Here is a 16,090-nt window from a genome sequence, read left to right as displayed (position 1 = left end):
CCGATTGCTCCCGCCCGGTGCTGCCGGGCGCCTCGCGCCGATCACGCCGCGGTCTTGTCGAGGCGCCGGTTCGAGATCACCCGTGGCTGATGGCGAGGTAAGCCTTCCAGGTGACGTAGCCCTTCAGGTGCGCGTGCCGGTCGTAAACGGCAGCGACAAACGCATAGGTCTCTTGGCCGGGACTGAGCACGGTGGCTTGCGCCCAGTAGTCCGCGCGCAGCTCTGTTTTCACACTGTTGTTGTCGGGCCAGCCCTGTGCCGGGTAAGGCTCGGTGGTGTTCTCGGTCATGTACGAAACATAGCCCAGAAGGTTGCCGCTGATCGCTTGGATGCCGTACAGGAAGCACTTGTAGTTTTCCGTGTCCGTCAGCGACACGGTGCGCCAGTAAATCATGTCGTTGACGTTGGCCTTGAGCATCAAGTTGCTGCCGCCCTCGCCCTGGTACATACCTTGCACCGAGCCTTGGCCAAAGCCAGACGCCGCATCCGCCAGCGGGGTGATCATGTAGACGGTATCGGGGTTGTTCCCGAGCGGGGTCGCCTTATCCGGCGTCGTGCCGAGCGTATTGTTGTTCTGTTTCAGAATCTCCTGGACATCGAACGCAATCAGGACGTCAATGAATTTGAAGCTATCCAAGGTATGAGACATGGCAGTTCCTTTCACGTTTTATCGTTGAAGAACACTCTGTTGAGCGACGACGCCCGTGGCGCCGGCATCTCTCCCATCCTGCGAAGCAGCGCCTGCGGAGAAATCGGGCGCGCGGAAGAGCATCGACAGCGTACGAGGAATTGATCCGAGAATCGATTACACGTGGTTACAGTGCACGCGTGACGAGATGTGCGGCGCGTGCATGTGAATCCTGCATCCGGTGTATGGCTGTACCAGCGTCGCCGGAACCTGCGTCCTGCAGTTGCCCGGACAGGCTGGCCGCGGATCGCCGGCAGGATTCGCCGACAGGCTGGAACCTAGAACCGCGTACTGAACCCGACCCGGGCGATCGACTGCAGCGCGCCGCTCGACGCGCCGTTCGCATCCATCACGCCGTTGATCTGCGCGTTGCTGCCGTGGCTCGCGCGCTGGTGAACGCCTGCCACGTACACCATCGTGCGCTTCGACAGCCAGTACTGGACGGCCGCCAGGATCTGATGCGCATGCGCATTGTCGAGCGTGTCGTTGCCCTTCATGTACGTGTAGCTCGCGCCGACCACCCACGCAGGTGACGGATGCCACGCCGCACCGGCTTCCGCCGACCACGCGCCCGCGCCGTTCTGCGCGTTGCGCACGGTCGTGAAGAGTGCCTTCCCCGTGACCGTGCCGAGCGTGTAGTGCACGCCCGCCCCCCAGTTGCGCACGCTGGTCGGCGGCAGCCCCGCCGCCGCGCCGTATTTCTGATTCGTATAGGCTGCGCCCGCGCCGAACGGGCCGTTGTCGTAGCTCGCGCCGACGCTGACCGTGTTGTTCGCGCCGACCGACCCTGCAACGTTGCCGAAACCGTACAGTGCGCCGAAGGTCAGGCCCGACAGCGACGGGCTCGTGTACTTGACGGAGTTCGCGACGCGATTGCTGCCTGCAACGCGATCCCAGTCGAACGCACCGGTCGGGTTGTTCGGCAGCGCGAGCTTGTCGAACGGCCCGTTGCGGAAGCCGTACAGGCCGACGAGATCCTGCGCGATCTCGTTGCCGCTCGCGGCGAGCGCATCGACCATGAACTCGTACTGGTTGCCGAGCGTGAGCTTGCCGTAGCGGTCGTTTTCCAGCCCGACGTAGGCCTGCCGCGCGAAAAACCCGCCGCCGATGATCGAGCCGTTGCCAAGCGAATACTGGTTCACGAGCCGGAAGATCGCACGCGTGCCCGCGCCGAGATCCTCCTTGCCTTCGAACCCGAGCAGGTTCGGAAAGAAGATGTTGTCGTCGAATTTCGCGTTTCCGCGACCGCCTTCGTTGCTGACGTAACTGAGGCCGGCGTCCATCAATCCGAACATCGTCACGCTGCCCTGCGCGAACGCTGCCGCCGGAATCGCGCAGGCCGCGAGTGCCAGAAGGGTCTTTTTTGTCATCTCCAAATGCTCCTCACATGTTTCCGATCGGGTCGGATATTTTTTGATTGGACTACTGAATGAAATGAAAAAACATGAACCTGAATGATCCGGATTCAGGTGCAACCGAAAGGGACCGGGTCGCGCACGGCGCATCGGGAGCGGCTGCCTGCTCGCCGACACGCCGCGCGCCGCGCGCTATACCGTCGAATACCCGCCGTCCACCGGCACGACCGCACCGGTCACGAACGACGCGCCGGGCGAGCACAGAAACAGGATCACTTCCGCGACCTCGTCGGTCGTGCCCCAGCGCCTGAGCGGCGTGCGCTCGAGGATCTGCCGCGACGCGTGCCCGTCGGCCATCAGCCCGCTGCTGAGCGGCGTGTCGATCCAGCCGGGCGCGACCGCGTTCACGCGAATGCCGCGATCGGCCCACGCCTGCGCGAGCGAACGCGTGAGCTGCGCGATGCCGCCCTTGCTCGCGCTGTACGCGGGCCGGTCCTTGCTGCCGAAGTACGTGTACATCGACGCGACGTTGACGATACTGCCGCCGTGCGCGGACAACGCCGGCAACGCGGCGTCGGATGCGCGCATCACCGACGTCAGGTTTACGTTCAGCACGAGATCGAACTGGTCCATCCGGTATTCGTCCGCGTGCCGGCTGATGCCGACGCCGTTGACGAGCACGTCGAGCCGCGGCAGCGCGGCGATCGTGCCTGTCAGCGCATCGCTGTCGATCACGTTCAGTTCGATGCACCGGATGCGCTCGTGCCCGGGCGCATGCAGGCCGGCGGCGTCGAGCCCGAGCGCGACGACCGATGCGCCGGCTTGCGCGAACCGCCATGCGGTGCGCGCGCCGATGCCCGATGTGCCGCCCGTCACGACGACAGTCTTGCCTTCAAACGCCAACGGACGACTCATGCTCGATGCTCCCGACAGTGTGTGCGCGGCGGGCGTACCGCTGCGCGGGGGAAACCAGAATCTTGATCTGGGTGCGATCGGCGAGCAGCGCGTCGAAGCCGTCGGCGACGGCATCTTCGAGCGACACGGTGCGCGTGACGATCGATGTGAGGTCGAGCGCGCCAGACGCGACGATGCGCAGCAGGTCTTCGTATGCATGCCGATAGCCGACGCTTGCCGTGAAGGTCAGCTCGTCGTTGACCGCGCGGAACGCATCGAAGCCCGCACGCGGCATCAGGCCGACCATCACGACGCGGCCGCCCTTGCGCAGCGCGTGCATCGCCGCTTCGAACGTGGCCGGCAACCCGGCCGCCTCGAAGCTCGCATCGACGCCGAGCCCGCCCGACGCCTCGCGGATCGCATCGCGCAGCACGGCCGCGTCGAGCGAGCGCGCGTTGAACGAGTGCGTCGCGCCGAGACGCGCGGCGGCCGCGAGGCGCTCGGGCGACACATCGACCGCGACGATGGTCGTCGCGCCCTGCAGCTTCGCGAGCTGGATCAGCAGCAGGCCGATCGGCCCGAGCCCGAATACCGCGCAGGTGTCGCCGAGCCGGAGTTCGGCGCGGCGCAACGCATGCAGCGCGACGGCGGCGGGTTCCATCACGGCGGCCTGTTCGAGACTGACGCCGTCGGGCAGCCGATGCAGCATGTAGGCCGGCACGACCGCGAAGTCGGCCATCCCGCCGTCGCCCATCAGCCCGGCGAAGCCCATCGATACGCACAGGTTGTACGACCCCGAGCGGCAGTATGCGCATTGGTGGCAGCGATACTCGGGCTCGACGGCGACGCAGTCGCCCGGGTTCAGCGTCGTCACGCCTTCGCCGACTTCGACGACGGTACCGCAGAACTCGTGGCCGAGCGTCAGCGGCGCGGTGCGGCGCGACAGCGGATGCGGCGCGTCGACCGGAATCGCGTGCGGGCCGTCCGCATATTCGTGCAGGTCGCTGCCGCAGATGCCGCAATAGGCGACCGCGATGCGCACCTCGCCCGGCCCCGCGCGCGGCGTGTCGATTTCCACGAGACGGACGTCGCGCGGGCCATGCCATTGAAGTGCGCGCATGTCAGCGTCCTCCGAGGTTCTGCGTATCGAGACGGTTCGCGGCGGCGTCGGCGAGCGCGCGCTTGCGCAGCACGGCAGGCGCGGTTTCGACGAGGCCGAACGACAGCCCGCACGCGAGGATCGCGCCGGTTGCCGACGTCCACATCGCGAACTGCAGGCCGTAGCGGTCGGCCGCGAAGCCGGCGACGGTCGGCGCGACGAAGCCGCCGATCAGCTCGCCGGCGCCCATGATCAGCCCGAGCGCGCTGGCGATCGCGCGCGGCGGCACCGTTTCGGCCGGGATCGTCGCCATGAACAGCGTGAAGCAGCCAAGGCCCGTGTAGGTCGCGAGCACGAGCGCGCAGAGCGCCCACAGCGAATTCGCGTGAATCATCGCGACGGGGCACGCGGCGGCGACCAGCGCGAACACGATCATCGTCGGCTTGCGGCCGATCCGGTCGGAGATCGCCGGCACCGCGAAGCCCCAGAACACCCATGCGGCGCCGAGGCAGGTCATCACGACGCCCATGTCGGACGGCGAAAGATGGCGGCTGTCGACGAGGAAGACCGGCGCGAACGAGATGACCACGACGAACCACGTGAGGAAGAAGCAACTGATCAACACGCAGAGCAGGATGTTGCGTTCCTTCAGCAGCGCCCAGCGGTTGATCGCGGCGCCGCCCGCCGCTGCCGCGCCGACGGTGTCGGCCTGCGCGTGCCGTGCGCCGCCGGGCGGCACTTCGCGAACCCAGCGCCAGATGCAGAAAGCGATCAGGAAGCCCGGAATGCACGATACGTAGAACGCCTCGCGCCAGCCGTATGCGGTCGCGATGCCGATCACGACCGGCGGGCCGATCATCGCGCCGAGCAGGCCGGCGGCCGAGCCTTGCAGCAGGCCCATGTTCAGCCCGCGGCGGCTCGGCGTCGAACTCTCCACCATCAGCGACTGCGACAACGGCAGCACGGGGCCTTCGGCGATGCCCATCAGCGCACGGAATGCGATCAGGCTCGCGAAGCCGCCGACGAACCCCGACAGCGCAGAGCACACGGAAAAGCCGAGCACGGCCGCGATCAGCAGCGGCTTGCGCGTGCCGCGCGCGTCGGACCACGCACCGGTCGCGGCGCCGGACAGCGCCCACGTGAGCGCGAGCGCGGACGACACCATGCCGAGCTGCGCATTCGTCAGGTGCAGTTCGGCCGACATGAACGGGAACAGGAACGACAGCGCGAGGCGGTCGAAGAACACGAAGCCGAACGTCATGAACAGGATCAGCAGCAGCCTGTTCTCGTACGTCCATGCGAGTTTGGGGGAAGGGTGGGATGTCATGGCGGACCTCGTCGCGCGTCAGCGGAACAGCTTCTCGATCGCTTGCGCGCCGAGGCCGACCTTCTCGTAGTGGGCCTTGCACATCGCGATGTACGAATGCACGTCGAAATAGCCGTCGGGGTTGCCTTCATCGTCGAGCCAGATCAGCGGCCCCTTGACGATGAAGAACGCGCGCATCGGCTCGGGATGGTCGAACGCGACGAGCGTGTGACCTTCGCCCGGCGTCTCGTACACGAAATCGCCCTTCGTTGCGGTCCATTCGTGTTCCAGGTAGCCCCATTTGCCGGACAGCGTGTATGCGAATACCTCGTGCGGGTGATAGTGCCGGTTCACGAGCCCTGCCTCCTTCGCCATCAGGATGTCGCACCATTTGTTCTGCGACGGCGAGATCCACAGCGGCCGCGACGAAACCGTTTCGGTGAACGGAACGTAATAGCGCTCGTCGTCGGTGGCCGCGTTCGCGATGTAGGCCTCGGGCAGCGCATCGGGCTTGAACGGATTGGCAATCGGCGGGATGTTTTGCCAGAATTCGGCTACGGCTTTGTCGACCACGGCTTGTCTCCTTGTGTATGGGTGTCGTGGGTTCGACTTTAGCCAGCCGGTGCGCGCCGCTCTTGACTGGGCTGGACGAATTGCTTGATCGGGCCGGACATCGCACCGTACGACGTTTAAACGATCCATCCCCCAATTCCGCAATGCGTGCCGCTCCGTACGACGGGGCGCCAGCAGGAGGCGACGTGACGAATTCGACCGTTTTTTCACGCACGCGAGGCTCAACGGCCGACGTGCCGGCGCGCGACCGGATGGCGTACTGGGATGCGTTCAACGCGGCGACGCTGGTCGGCCTGCGCTGCTCGTCGCTGTCGCCGGCCGGGCTCGAAGTCGAGAAGACCGACATCGCGTTGCCGGGCCTCGGTATCGCCGACATCAGCGGCCAGGATCACGTGATCGAGCGCAGCCCCGCCTTGGTCCGCCAACTGCCGAAGGAATCGCTGTTCGCGTGCCAGATCCTGAGCGGGCGTGCGTATTTCATCCAGCGCGACCGGTGCCTGCTCGCGGAAGCCGGCGATGTCGTCGTCTACGACACGCGCGTGCCTTATCTGTTCGGATTCCTGACGCCGATGCGGCAGCTGCTGATCGATATCCCGATCGCGACGTTCGACGACCGGCTCGATGCGGAACTGGCGGCGCTGCCGCTGCGGATCGCGCCGAAGCCGGGCGCGGGCGCGATGCTCGGCGCGACGCTGCGCGCGAGCGTTGAGCGCTTCATGAAGGATCCGGTCGAGCGCGATGCCGCGCGCTTTGCAGAGCACACGCGCACGCTGATCGCGGAACTCATCGACGCGGAAGTGAACGGCGCGGGCGCATCGCGTGCGTCGCTGTCGTACCTGCTGACCGCGAAGCAGTACATCGCGACGCATCTCGGCGAGCCGGAGCTCGGGCCGCAGGCGGTTGCCGACGCGGTCGGGCTGTCGCTGCGCCATCTCGGCCGGCTCTTTGCGGCCGAAGGCGAGTCGATCACGCAGCACATCTGGTCGGAACGGTTGTCGCATGCGCATCGCGAGCTGACGGATGCGCGGCTGCGCAAGACGAGCGTCGGCGAGATCGCGTTTCGCTGGGGGTTCTCGAGCCAGGCGCATTTCAGCCGTGCGATTCGCGAGCGCTACGGCGCGTCGCCGATGGCGCTGCGCGAGGCGGCGCGTATGTCGCGCGCCGTTTGTTTTCAGTGCAGTGCGGCGCCCGCGCGCCGCGTCACTCCGCCAGCATGAACTCCGCGCAACGCTCCGCGATCATGATCGTCGGCGCGTTCGTGTTGCCGGACACGATGCGCGGCATCACCGACGCGTCGCAGATCCGCAATCCGTCGATGCCTTGCACCGCGAGGCGCGGCGTGACGACCGCGTGCGCGTCGTTGCCCATGCGGCAGGTACCGGCCGGGTGATAGACGGTTTTCGCGCGGCGCCGCACGTAGTCGGCGAGTGTCGCCTCGGTCAGCGTCTCGGCTTCGCGAACGATGCGCGCGAGCGAGGGCGCGCCGATGATCTGCCGGGCGAGCGCGACGCCGCGCACGAGGCCGTCGACGTCGGCCGGGTCGGACAGCGCGCCGCTGTCGAACCGGATCGGTGCGGCCGGATCGTTGCCGCGCAATTGCACGGAGCCGCGCGAGCGCGGCCTGAGCAGGCACGGGTTGATCGACAGGCCGTGGCCGGGAAGCGGCTCGCGGCCGACGTCGCCGACGAGCGTCGGCAGCACGTGGAACTGGATGTCCGGCCGGCCGCTGCCCGTCGTATCGACGAACGCGCCGGATTCGACGACGTTCGACGTCAGCAGGCCCGTGCGGCACAGCATCCACTGCAGCCCGTGCCGCAACGCCTTCAGCCCGCGATCCTCGCCCAACAGGCTGACCGGCGCGTGGCTATAGCCGTAGATCGATACTTCGAGGTGGTCCTGGTAGTGCGCGCCGACGTCGCGGCTGTCGTGCAGCACGTCGATGTCGTGCGCGTGCAGGTGCGCGCCGGGCCCGATGCCCGACAGCATCAGCAGCTTCGGCGTGCTCAGCGCGCCGGCCGCGAGCACGACATCGGCACGCGCGGCCGCCGAACCCGTCGCGCCGCTTTCGGTGCACCAATCGACGCCAGTCGCGCGCCGGCCATCGAACCGGATGCGCGTGACGCGGCAGCCGGTCAGCACGCGCAGGTTCGGATGGCCGATCGCATCGGCGAGATAGGTGGCCGCAGTGCTGCCGCGCTGCCCGTCGAAGATCGTCGTGTGATAGAAGCCGACGCCGTGCTGCGCGGCGCCGTTGAAGTCGTCGTTGTATGCGAGGCCCGTTTCCTGCGCGGCCTTCACGAACGCGAGGCTCAGCGGATGCCGGTAGCGCGTGTCGCCGACCTTCAATGGCCCGTCGGTGCCGTGAAACGGTTCGGAGAGCCGCAGGTGCGATTCGGCGCGCTTGAACACGGGGAGCACGTCGTCCCAGCCCCAGCCCGTGCAGCCGAGCGCGGCCCAGTCGTCGTAGTCGTCGCGCGTGCCGCGCACGTACAGCATCGCGTTGACCGAACTGCCGCCGCCAAGCGTGCGGCCCTGCGGCACGTAGGTCTTGCGTCCCGCCGCGCCGGGCTGCGGCTCGCTTTCGAACGTGACCGTGCGCCGCGTGCCGAGCACGCGGATGAACGTCGCCGGAATCCGGATGAACAGGCTGTCGTCCTTCGGGCCGTCCTCGAGCAGCAGCACGCGCCTGCCGGCCTTCACCAGCCGATGCGCGACCGTGCAGCCGGCCGAACCGCCGCCGACGACGATATGGTCGTATGTCTCCATCCCGCTTCTTCTCCTTGCTGTCGGGCGGCGGAACGAGTGCCGCCGCGCAGGAAGCCAGCTTAGCGAGCGATATGCGGCCCATTTGACCGGGACGGACGCCGTGCTTGCCTCGCACGGACACGGCGGCGGGTGGCGGGTTTTGCGGCGTCCGGTTACCGCGCGTCGGCCGGCGCGCGCGTGTCGCTCGGTGTCTGGGGGGAGGTGCTCAGTTTGGCACTGTCAGATATGGTGCAAAGAGCCCGGGAAGCTCCGTCAGACAAGGCTGACAGGGTTTCAGGAGGGTTTGCCAAACATCGCGCAAAATAATCGAATTCTGATCGGAATCTGATCGATATTGCGCTGTGTTTGGCACAAGTTTGGCCGATTTCGAATATTTCTGGTTAGGCCGCGCCGCCCAGTCTACAGCGCCCACCGCGTTGATGCATGCATTCCGCTCGTCGGCAATCCAAGCCATCGCCCTCCCCGAAGGCGTGCAGCGCGCCTTTAGTCTCCCCGCTTGATGAGCGATCAGGTATCGAATCACGTAGCGAGGCTGATGACGACATCACCGCGCCCCTGAGCGGCAGCACCGTTGCTTTAGCTCTCGTTTCCGCAACGACGTTGAGCCCGAGTTTTGCCGCCATTGCATTCCCCGCCCCCGTCATGTTGCGCGAACGAACTCCCGATCTTGCGTATCGCCGCCTTGTCCTCCGGGGCGCTATGGCGGTAGTTATCAAGCAACGCCTCTTCATCTCGGGACAGCCCTGTCGCCGTGGGTATGCGCATCCCAGTCAAGATATATAGAACGTCCGCGCCGCCATTGGCGACGGCCTCGAGATAGCGTGCATTTGGGCTGAACACATTCTTCTCGTAGTCAATCTGCGCCTTCTTCGACACCCCCCCGAGTTCACCGAACTTCGTTTGATTCAGCCCGAGCCGCTCGCGCTCTTCCCTCAATCGCGCACCAATGGTCACGATAACCCACCCTTTAGTAGTTGACTGGTAACGATATCGTTACTATGATCCATGCAAGTCAACGAATTTTAGCGCGAGCACACGATGACGCATGTACTTAAAACCCCTGATGAAGCAAGGGCTTACCACTTCACTCGAACCGGAAAAACCATCAAGGCCTGGGCAAAAGAACACGATCTACATCCTGCGACGGTGGCGGAGGTACTCGCTGGCCGTAAGAAATGTCTTCGTGGCGATGCGCACAAGGCAGCGGTTCTGCTCGGCATTAAAGATGGCATTGTCGAGGACTAACGATGCACAAGCTCATGGCCAAAGGTTGTGCAGCCGGTCAACTTTCGCCCGCACAACCGATCGAACAAAATTCGTATGACAAATCAATCGGTTGCGTGCAAGCCACCCAGAGCAGGTCGGTGGCTGCTACCTCGTCAGGTTGTGCTATTGGTTGGCCGAATTTGCAGGAAGCCGCGAAGCTGATCGGCGTTGAGCGAAGCGTGTTACAAAGGCGCGTTCAGCGCGGGGAGTTCCGAGCAGAACTTGTCCATGGAAATGGCGGCCAGCAGTACCGCATCGACCCGTTGAGCTTGCCGGAGGCGGCCCGCAATGCCTGGCTTGCGAAGTTCATTTCGACGGTAGGCGCATCGGCGGCAAGCAATGCGACGGAAATCGTTCCTGCAAAGTCGCCGAAGAGCACGGTGCTGGCGAACGTCGGCGACTGCTCGCACGAGCAGCGCCTCGTTTGTGATGCGCGGCTTTTTGTCCTGCGAATCGTGGAGCAGCTCCAGCAGCGACTCGGGACGCGAAGCAAGGCCGTGAAGACGCTGCTCGCCCAGCGAGATCGCGCGCTGCTGCCCGCTGATTTGATGTTGGCTATGGCGATTGGCAACGATCGCAACGGTTTCCGTTTCGACGTCCGCCTCGAAAATGCCGCGCCGACCGCGGTGCCTTGGCCTAGTCAAAATATCGTCGCATTTGCGGACAAGCTGTCAGATCGTGCAATCCACCGTTGGTGCCAAGCCTATGCCGAAGGTGGCGACGCAGCGCTTATCCCGCTGCGTCGCGAAGCAGATATGAGCATCCCCGCCTGGGCGCCGTATTTTCTCGATCGGAAAAACCGCTATCAGGGGCCGGAAGTTGTTGGCGCGTATCGCGAAATGCTTTCGCTTCTTCCCGGCGATATTCAGAAACCAAGTTACACCCAGGTATATCGCTGGTTTACGGAGAAATATTCGAATATCGATAAAAAGCGCGGCACGACTCAGGGAAGCTCGCTGAATGAGCACAAGTTCGCCCACAAGCGCACCTCCAAGGGCATGCTGCCGATGCAGGAAAACCATTCCGACGGATGGGGAACGCACTTCACGGCTCCACATCCGGTGTCAGGGAAGTTCGTCAAGCTGGAAGTTTGGCACACGCATGACGTGGCGACTCGCTATGTGTTCGAGCCGTCGATCGGGCTCTCCGAATCAATGATGGTTATTCTCGGCTCGCTATTCAATGTGATCAAAACCGCAGGCGTGCCAGCTGTTTGGCAGACCGACAACACCGGTAGCGTCAAGAACGATCGTGTCGAATTCGATCCGTCAGCTTCGCTGAAAGCGCGGCTCGGCTGTGAAATCGTGCACAACCTGCCGGGTAATTCCCAGGCAAATGGTATTTGCGAAAACTTCAACAAATATCTGGATCGATGCGCACGCGAACTGGCGACCTATACGGGCAAGACGATGGACAGCCTGGCCGCGAAGCGTGTTCACAAGATTACGCAAAAGATGGTGAACGCTGCCGATAGCGAGGAGCGCCGCAGACTGAAACGCGAAGCGGAGCGAGTCGGGTCCGGCATCGTATTCGACGGTCACGAGCAGGCGGTTGAATGGATTCGGACCAAGGTTCGCGAATACAACGATCGACCGCATCGTGCGCTGCCAAAGATCACGGGTGAAGATGGTCGCCGTCGCCACATGACGCCCAAAGAAGCCTGGCAGCGTCATATCGATCAGGGGTGGATGCCTGTTGCGCTGGACGCCGATGAACTGCGCGACGCATTCCGACCGCACGAAACTGTCAAGGTCGTGCGTGGCTGCGTGCGGGTGTTCAGCCAACGCTATCACGATCCGATGCTCGAGCAATTCAACGGCGAGCCGGTCCAGGTCGCCTACGACATGGACGATGGCGAACGTGTGTTCGTCAAGGACATGACCGGGCGCTTGATTTGTGAAGCCAAGTTCTACTCCGATCGCGCATATCGCCCGCTGAGCTTCTATGAATACGCGATGGGCAAACGCGCCGATGCGGCCCAAAAACGCCTTCAAGTCAAGATGGCCGAAATCGAGCGGCAGCGTCCGGTTGAGGCGATCGAAATGCAGACTGCGCACACGCTTTCCGATGTCGTCGATGTGCCTCGTGTGGCGCAGGCCATGCGAGTGCCCGCCAAGCAGGCGGATGCGGTGATCGACGTCGAATCAAACGTCGTGACATTGCCGGAAACGCCCCGACAACGCTTTGGTCGGTGGCTCGAACTGGAGCGAACTGCGGTTGAAGGCGGTGCGCTTGCGGGACGCGACTTGATTTTCTACACGAATTATCCGCAAGGGTCCGAGTGGAAGGCCATGCGAAGCCTTCACGAAGAAGAAGCTGGCGAGTTGCAGCTCGCCAACGCACGACAAAAGTAACAAACAACAAGGAAACGAAGTATCAATGAGTTCATTACCCGCTGTCAATCAATCCGACCGCCGCGTGGTGCGGACGGAAAACTACGACTTCTGTAACGTCTCGGCACAAGAGGCTATCGACGGCGCTCAGATGGTCGGATTCTTCGGCCCTATCGGCTCCGGCAAGTCGATCTCTGCATGTCATATCGCGATTCGCTATCAGGCCTGCTATCTCATGCTGGGCTCTGAATGGAAGAAGCGATATTTTGCGGAGCGGCTGTTGTTCGCGCTCGGCCTTGACCAGCATATCCGCCAGCGAAACTCCGTCGCCGCCTTGATCGATATCGCTGGCGAGGAGCTGTCGAACTCGCGACGGCTGCTCATCATTGACGAGTTCGATCATGCCATCAAGAACAAGTTGGTCGACATGGTGCGTGACCTGTGGGAGACGAGCAGCGCCCCGATCATGATCATTGGCGAACCCGGACTTGCGCAGAATCTCTCCAAAGATTGGAAGCAATTCAGCAGTCGCGTGGCATGGAAACCCGTCAAGCCGACCACGCTGGCCGATACGCGCTTGCTTTGCAACCTGCATTGTCCCGACATCAAAATCCATGATGATCTGCTGCTGCACGTGCTGAAAAAGGCAAAGGGTTCGGCGCGTAGTGTGGTCGCTAACCTCAAGCGCATTCGCCAGATCGGCGCAGGCATGTCGGTCGAAGAAATCAATCTCAGGACATGGGGGGCCAACGAGCTGGTCGAAAACGATGGCCACAAGCGCTGGAACGGTACGCGCTGGGAGGACGTGCAATGACTCTCGTAGTGGGCAATGACGCGCGCGCTCGCGAAAGGGCCCCTCGGCAACGGATCTGGGACGCCGTCCGACGAATCCGCGCGAACATTACCAGCTGCCGTGTCGCGCAAGAGGCTGATGTAACCGTTGAGTGCGCGCGTGCCTATCTTCAGGCACTTGGAGCGGGTGGGTTTCTTCGAAATATCGGTAGTCCCGCCGGCAATGTCCTCAAATTATGGGAACTGGTGCGTGACACCGGTGCGCACGCGCCCCGTTTAACGCTGCGAGGCGAAGCCGTGACAGTGGGCGCAGGCAACCGGAATATGTGGCAGGCGATGCATATCCTCCAGGATTTCAGCCCGGTCGAGCTTGCGGAATTCGCGTTCAGTGCGCTTCGCACGGCTCAAGCCTACATCACGGCGTTGGTCCGGGCCGGTTATCTCGTGCAGGTCCGCAAAGCAATTGGCGGACGGGGTACGCCGAGTCCAGCTCGCTACCGGATGCCGAAGGCGAAATGGACGGGCATGCATCCCCCAGTGCTTCAGAAAGACGGCTCCGTGTACGACGCGAATCTTGGGCGGGTTGTATGGCAACCGGAGGCGCGTTGTGACACCTGCTGAGCGTACGAAAGCACTGGACCTGCTCCGACATGCCGTCATCGAAATGGGTGAAGAGGCCGTTTCGAAAAAGCTGATTCGAAAACGGCCGGATGGCGGCGTTCGGCTGCGGTGCGAGCCGCATGCGGATGGAGATACGCGATATGTGCCGCAGACGTACACGGCCAGCGCCGTGCGTCAGGTCATTCGGGGCGGTTATGGCGGCAACCAGGATCATCTGCTGTCTGCCGCAATGAAAGCGTTCGGTCAGCCCGTTACGTGCCCTTGTACCGGAATTGTGCAAGCCTTTGCAGACTGCGTGCGCATCTCGTTTCAGCCGCCGCCGAGCAATCACCTGGCGCGCGACCTTTGGTGGGCATGTAAAACATGCCAACACCGCCCAGTAAGCCCTGGCGACTTCGAGGGTAGCAATGGAGAGAATCATGAGTAACACCGCAACAACCACGGCGCCGCATCAACGTACGCTCGCCGACGAAGTTCGCCGCATCAAGGCGATGCCAGAACGGAACTTCGAGGGTGAACCTGTCGCGCTTTGCGAGCGCGATTACATGCATATCTGGGTGCGTAACGATCGCCTCGAACTCGCGGTCGATTTTTATGCGCAGAGAGTAGGTGAACGCCCTGCCAACTTCGACGAAGATCAGCGCTGCGCCGAGATGCTGGTGCTGTCTTGCCCTGGCAAAAATCGCCAAGCTTTTGCGACGCTTTATCAGTGCGGCCGGTGCTTGCTTGGCGGGATCTCGGTTGAAGTCGAGGGCGGCAAGCTGATCGGTCGCGAATCTTGGCTCGCCAGCGTGGCCGCAATCGAGCGAAGGGAAGTACCGGAGGCGACTCAATGAACATGACCTCGTCAGGTTACAACCCGCCGGATCCTAACGAAAAGATTCTCGGCGGACTCACCTCCATAAATCGTGTTGCCGAGGCGCTCGCCATGCAAGGACATCGCTTGGTTAGCGGATGTTGTTCGGTTGAGGGATTCCCGACCGTGCACATTCTGGCCAACAAGAAGTGCGTCAAGATGATCGAGGATAGCGAGGCTGCGTATTACTTCGAGGGCATGGAGGACGGAGCGTGGACTCGGAAAGGTCAGTTCCATTTTCTCGGTGCGCGCGTGATTTGGATAGAGAAAGAGTTTAACTAACCTGACCAGACTTTTTGTGACAAAAGACCCGCAACATCAATAAGGATTCCTACATGAAAGGCATAAAAAGTATCCTTCGGCACATCGTCGACTACCCCGGCTCGACGACGTCCGACATCGCAGAGGCGATGCAACTCGATGCGGATCACGTCCTCGACCTGCTGCGCCCCGACATCGAGAGTGGCCGCGTCGAGATTCGCAAGCAAGCCCAGTGGACCGGCCTGCTGGTCGACACCTTCTTCGCATCGCAATCGTTGATCGACGAGTTCGACGGAAAGCGACAACTGATCGTGCCGGCAGCCAGCCCAACTAGCGTTGTCCAGGCCCGATCTGCCGATGGCTCGCTGTGCTTCAGTGTTTTCGCTGACGGTCGCATGTCGATCGAGAAAACCCGGCAGTCGATCCATTTGACACCTGGCGAGGCTTCGCGCTTCGTTCAATTCATCGGCTCACTCAAGGTCGACCACGAGGCCGCGGAGGTTCAATGAGCATCTATCGAACATTCATACCGATTGACCCGAACGAACTGCAAACGGTCGAGGAGTTGCGTGCTGAATTGGCGCGCACTATTGGCGTCTTGTCTGCTCAGGGCGAGACACTCGCGCGGGTGGATGCTGCCGGCTATCGCATGTTCAAGGCGCTCTGGTCGATCCTGAAGGCTCACGCCCAGGGCGACGCGACTGCTGTTGTTGCTGCTTGCGAAGCCTATCTCAACGATCGGCCGCAGTTGCGCGAAAGCTTGGTGGGCGAGCAAATCATCACGAAGGATGATTCGATTCGGTGGGTGCATTGATGCCATTGCCCCAGGTCTGCCGCCCGAACTGCCGTGCAGTGATGAGCCTCGACATCGTATTTGCCGAAGACGCGCCACGCGAGGCGCTCAATGCGATTGTCGACGCGCATCCTGCGGGCGATTCGTTCGTCAAGCCGCTGTTGCGCTACATCGGCTTGTTTGCACCTTCAAAGAGTCAAATGAGCCACTCGCGTATCGCGGCGCTGATCAATGAAGTGGCTCCGATGATCCGCTCTGCCCAGATTGAACGGAACGGGCGATCGTGGTCCTGCCCGGTTGACTATTGGCGTCAAGGTTTCGACCACATGCTTTCGCAGCGCGATCAAGGGCGGTTGAAGCTGCCACTGAAGAGTCACGGATACCTGCTAGAGGTGCTATCTGGAATCGCAGACAAGGCCGAGTCGCGTGCGGAAACGCATGCTGAGCACCAACGCCAGGGACGTGCCGGCCTCGGCACACCTCCGGC

At 63.0% G+C, this 16,090-nt stretch carries 18 protein-coding genes; 10 read left to right on the top strand and 8 right to left on the bottom strand.

Annotated elements, in window-relative coordinates; all coding sequences use genetic code 11:
- Positions 1-76: 76 nt before the first annotated feature.
- The 6 genes from ACNQQL_RS04600 to ACNQQL_RS04575 all read right to left on the bottom strand — a co-directional run bounded on the left by ACNQQL_RS04600 (position 77) and on the right by ACNQQL_RS04575 (position 5,915).
- A complete protein-coding gene (locus tag ACNQQL_RS04600) occupies positions 77-649 on the bottom strand; it encodes an AidA/PixA family protein (protein ID WP_347063360.1) in 573 nt (190 codons plus the stop codon).
- A 317-nt stretch (positions 650-966) separates the two neighbouring features.
- Positions 967-2,058: a porin gene (locus tag ACNQQL_RS04595; protein ID WP_347063359.1), complete on the bottom strand. Its 1,092-nt coding sequence runs from the start codon at positions 2,056-2,058 to the stop codon at positions 967-969.
- 177 nt (positions 2,059-2,235) lie between these two features.
- A complete protein-coding gene (locus tag ACNQQL_RS04590; RefSeq protein ID WP_347063358.1) occupies positions 2,236-2,958 on the bottom strand; it encodes an SDR family NAD(P)-dependent oxidoreductase in 723 nt (240 codons plus the stop codon).
- Complete coding sequence (locus ACNQQL_RS04585; RefSeq protein WP_175959845.1) at positions 2,936-4,057, bottom strand: 2,3-butanediol dehydrogenase; 1,122 nt, start codon at positions 4,055-4,057, stop codon at positions 2,936-2,938. Before ACNQQL_RS04585 ends, ACNQQL_RS04590 begins: the two co-directional genes overlap by 23 nt.
- 1 nt (position 4,058) lies before the next feature.
- Entirely contained in the window at positions 4,059-5,363 is a 1,305-nt protein-coding gene (locus ACNQQL_RS04580; protein ID WP_347063357.1) for an MFS transporter, read from the bottom strand.
- 18 nt (positions 5,364-5,381) lie between these two features.
- Positions 5,382-5,915, bottom strand: coding sequence for a 2,4'-dihydroxyacetophenone dioxygenase family protein (locus ACNQQL_RS04575; RefSeq protein WP_072445113.1), 534 nt, complete (start codon positions 5,913-5,915; stop codon positions 5,382-5,384).
- A gap of 185 nt (positions 5,916-6,100) precedes the next feature.
- Here ACNQQL_RS04575 and ACNQQL_RS04570 point away from each other — a divergent pair, with 185 nt between their 5' ends.
- Positions 6,101-7,132 (top strand): helix-turn-helix domain-containing protein, encoded by a 1,032-nt coding sequence (locus ACNQQL_RS04570; RefSeq protein WP_347063356.1) that lies wholly within the window; start codon positions 6,101-6,103, stop codon positions 7,130-7,132.
- On the opposite strand, the gene ACNQQL_RS04565 is transcribed toward ACNQQL_RS04570, so the two are convergent.
- Together ACNQQL_RS04565 and ACNQQL_RS04560 are read right to left on the bottom strand one after the other, a co-directional pair.
- The gene (locus ACNQQL_RS04565) at positions 7,116-8,681 is read right to left on the bottom strand and encodes a GMC family oxidoreductase (protein ID WP_347063355.1); all 1,566 of its coding nucleotides are present in this window, start codon (positions 8,679-8,681) and stop codon (positions 7,116-7,118) included. The two genes, ACNQQL_RS04570 and ACNQQL_RS04565, sit on opposite strands and share 17 nt — an antisense overlap.
- A gap of 576 nt (positions 8,682-9,257) precedes the next feature.
- Complete coding sequence (locus ACNQQL_RS04560) at positions 9,258-9,635, bottom strand: helix-turn-helix transcriptional regulator (protein WP_347063354.1); 378 nt, start codon at positions 9,633-9,635, stop codon at positions 9,258-9,260.
- An 84-nt stretch (positions 9,636-9,719) separates the two neighbouring features.
- Between ACNQQL_RS04560 and ACNQQL_RS04555 the strand changes: the two genes are divergently transcribed.
- From ACNQQL_RS04555 to ACNQQL_RS04515, 9 genes are all read left to right on the top strand, one after another.
- Positions 9,720-9,926: a DNA-binding protein gene (locus ACNQQL_RS04555; protein ID WP_347063353.1), complete on the top strand. Its 207-nt coding sequence runs from the start codon at positions 9,720-9,722 to the stop codon at positions 9,924-9,926.
- A 2-nt stretch (positions 9,927-9,928) separates the two neighbouring features.
- Positions 9,929-12,301: a Mu transposase C-terminal domain-containing protein gene (locus ACNQQL_RS04550; RefSeq protein ID WP_347063352.1), complete on the top strand. Its 2,373-nt coding sequence runs from the start codon at positions 9,929-9,931 to the stop codon at positions 12,299-12,301.
- A 25-nt stretch (positions 12,302-12,326) separates the two neighbouring features.
- Complete coding sequence (locus ACNQQL_RS04545) at positions 12,327-13,094, top strand: ATP-binding protein (protein WP_347063351.1); 768 nt, start codon at positions 12,327-12,329, stop codon at positions 13,092-13,094.
- Positions 13,091-13,693, top strand: coding sequence for a hypothetical protein (locus ACNQQL_RS04540; RefSeq protein ID WP_347063350.1), 603 nt, complete (start codon positions 13,091-13,093; stop codon positions 13,691-13,693). Before ACNQQL_RS04545 ends, ACNQQL_RS04540 begins: the two co-directional genes overlap by 4 nt.
- Before the next feature lie 419 nt (positions 13,694-14,112).
- Positions 14,113-14,529: a hypothetical protein gene (locus ACNQQL_RS04535; RefSeq protein ID WP_347063349.1), complete on the top strand. Its 417-nt coding sequence runs from the start codon at positions 14,113-14,115 to the stop codon at positions 14,527-14,529.
- On the top strand, positions 14,526-14,831 hold the full coding sequence (locus ACNQQL_RS04530; RefSeq protein ID WP_347063348.1) for a hypothetical protein: 306 nt from the start codon (positions 14,526-14,528) through the stop codon (positions 14,829-14,831). Before ACNQQL_RS04535 ends, ACNQQL_RS04530 begins: the two co-directional genes overlap by 4 nt.
- Before the next feature lie 53 nt (positions 14,832-14,884).
- Positions 14,885-15,319 carry a hypothetical protein gene (locus tag ACNQQL_RS04525; RefSeq protein ID WP_347063347.1) on the top strand — a complete coding sequence of 145 codons (435 nt, stop codon included), beginning with the start codon at positions 14,885-14,887 and terminating at the stop codon, positions 15,317-15,319.
- On the top strand, positions 15,316-15,624 hold the full coding sequence (locus tag ACNQQL_RS04520; protein WP_347063346.1) for a hypothetical protein: 309 nt from the start codon (positions 15,316-15,318) through the stop codon (positions 15,622-15,624). The genes ACNQQL_RS04525 and ACNQQL_RS04520 overlap by 4 nt, the downstream gene beginning before the upstream one ends.
- A gap of 41 nt (positions 15,625-15,665) precedes the next feature.
- On the top strand, positions 15,666-16,090 hold a 425-nt coding region (locus tag ACNQQL_RS04515), incomplete at its 3' end, for a hypothetical protein (protein WP_347063345.1).

Source organism: Burkholderia sp. LFS061 (assembly GCF_047978125.1).
GTDB lineage: Bacteria > Pseudomonadota > Gammaproteobacteria > Burkholderiales > Burkholderiaceae > Burkholderia > Burkholderia pyrrocinia_C.
The sequence above is the reverse complement of the archived record's forward strand: the minus strand, read 5'-3'. Positions and strand labels throughout refer to the sequence as shown.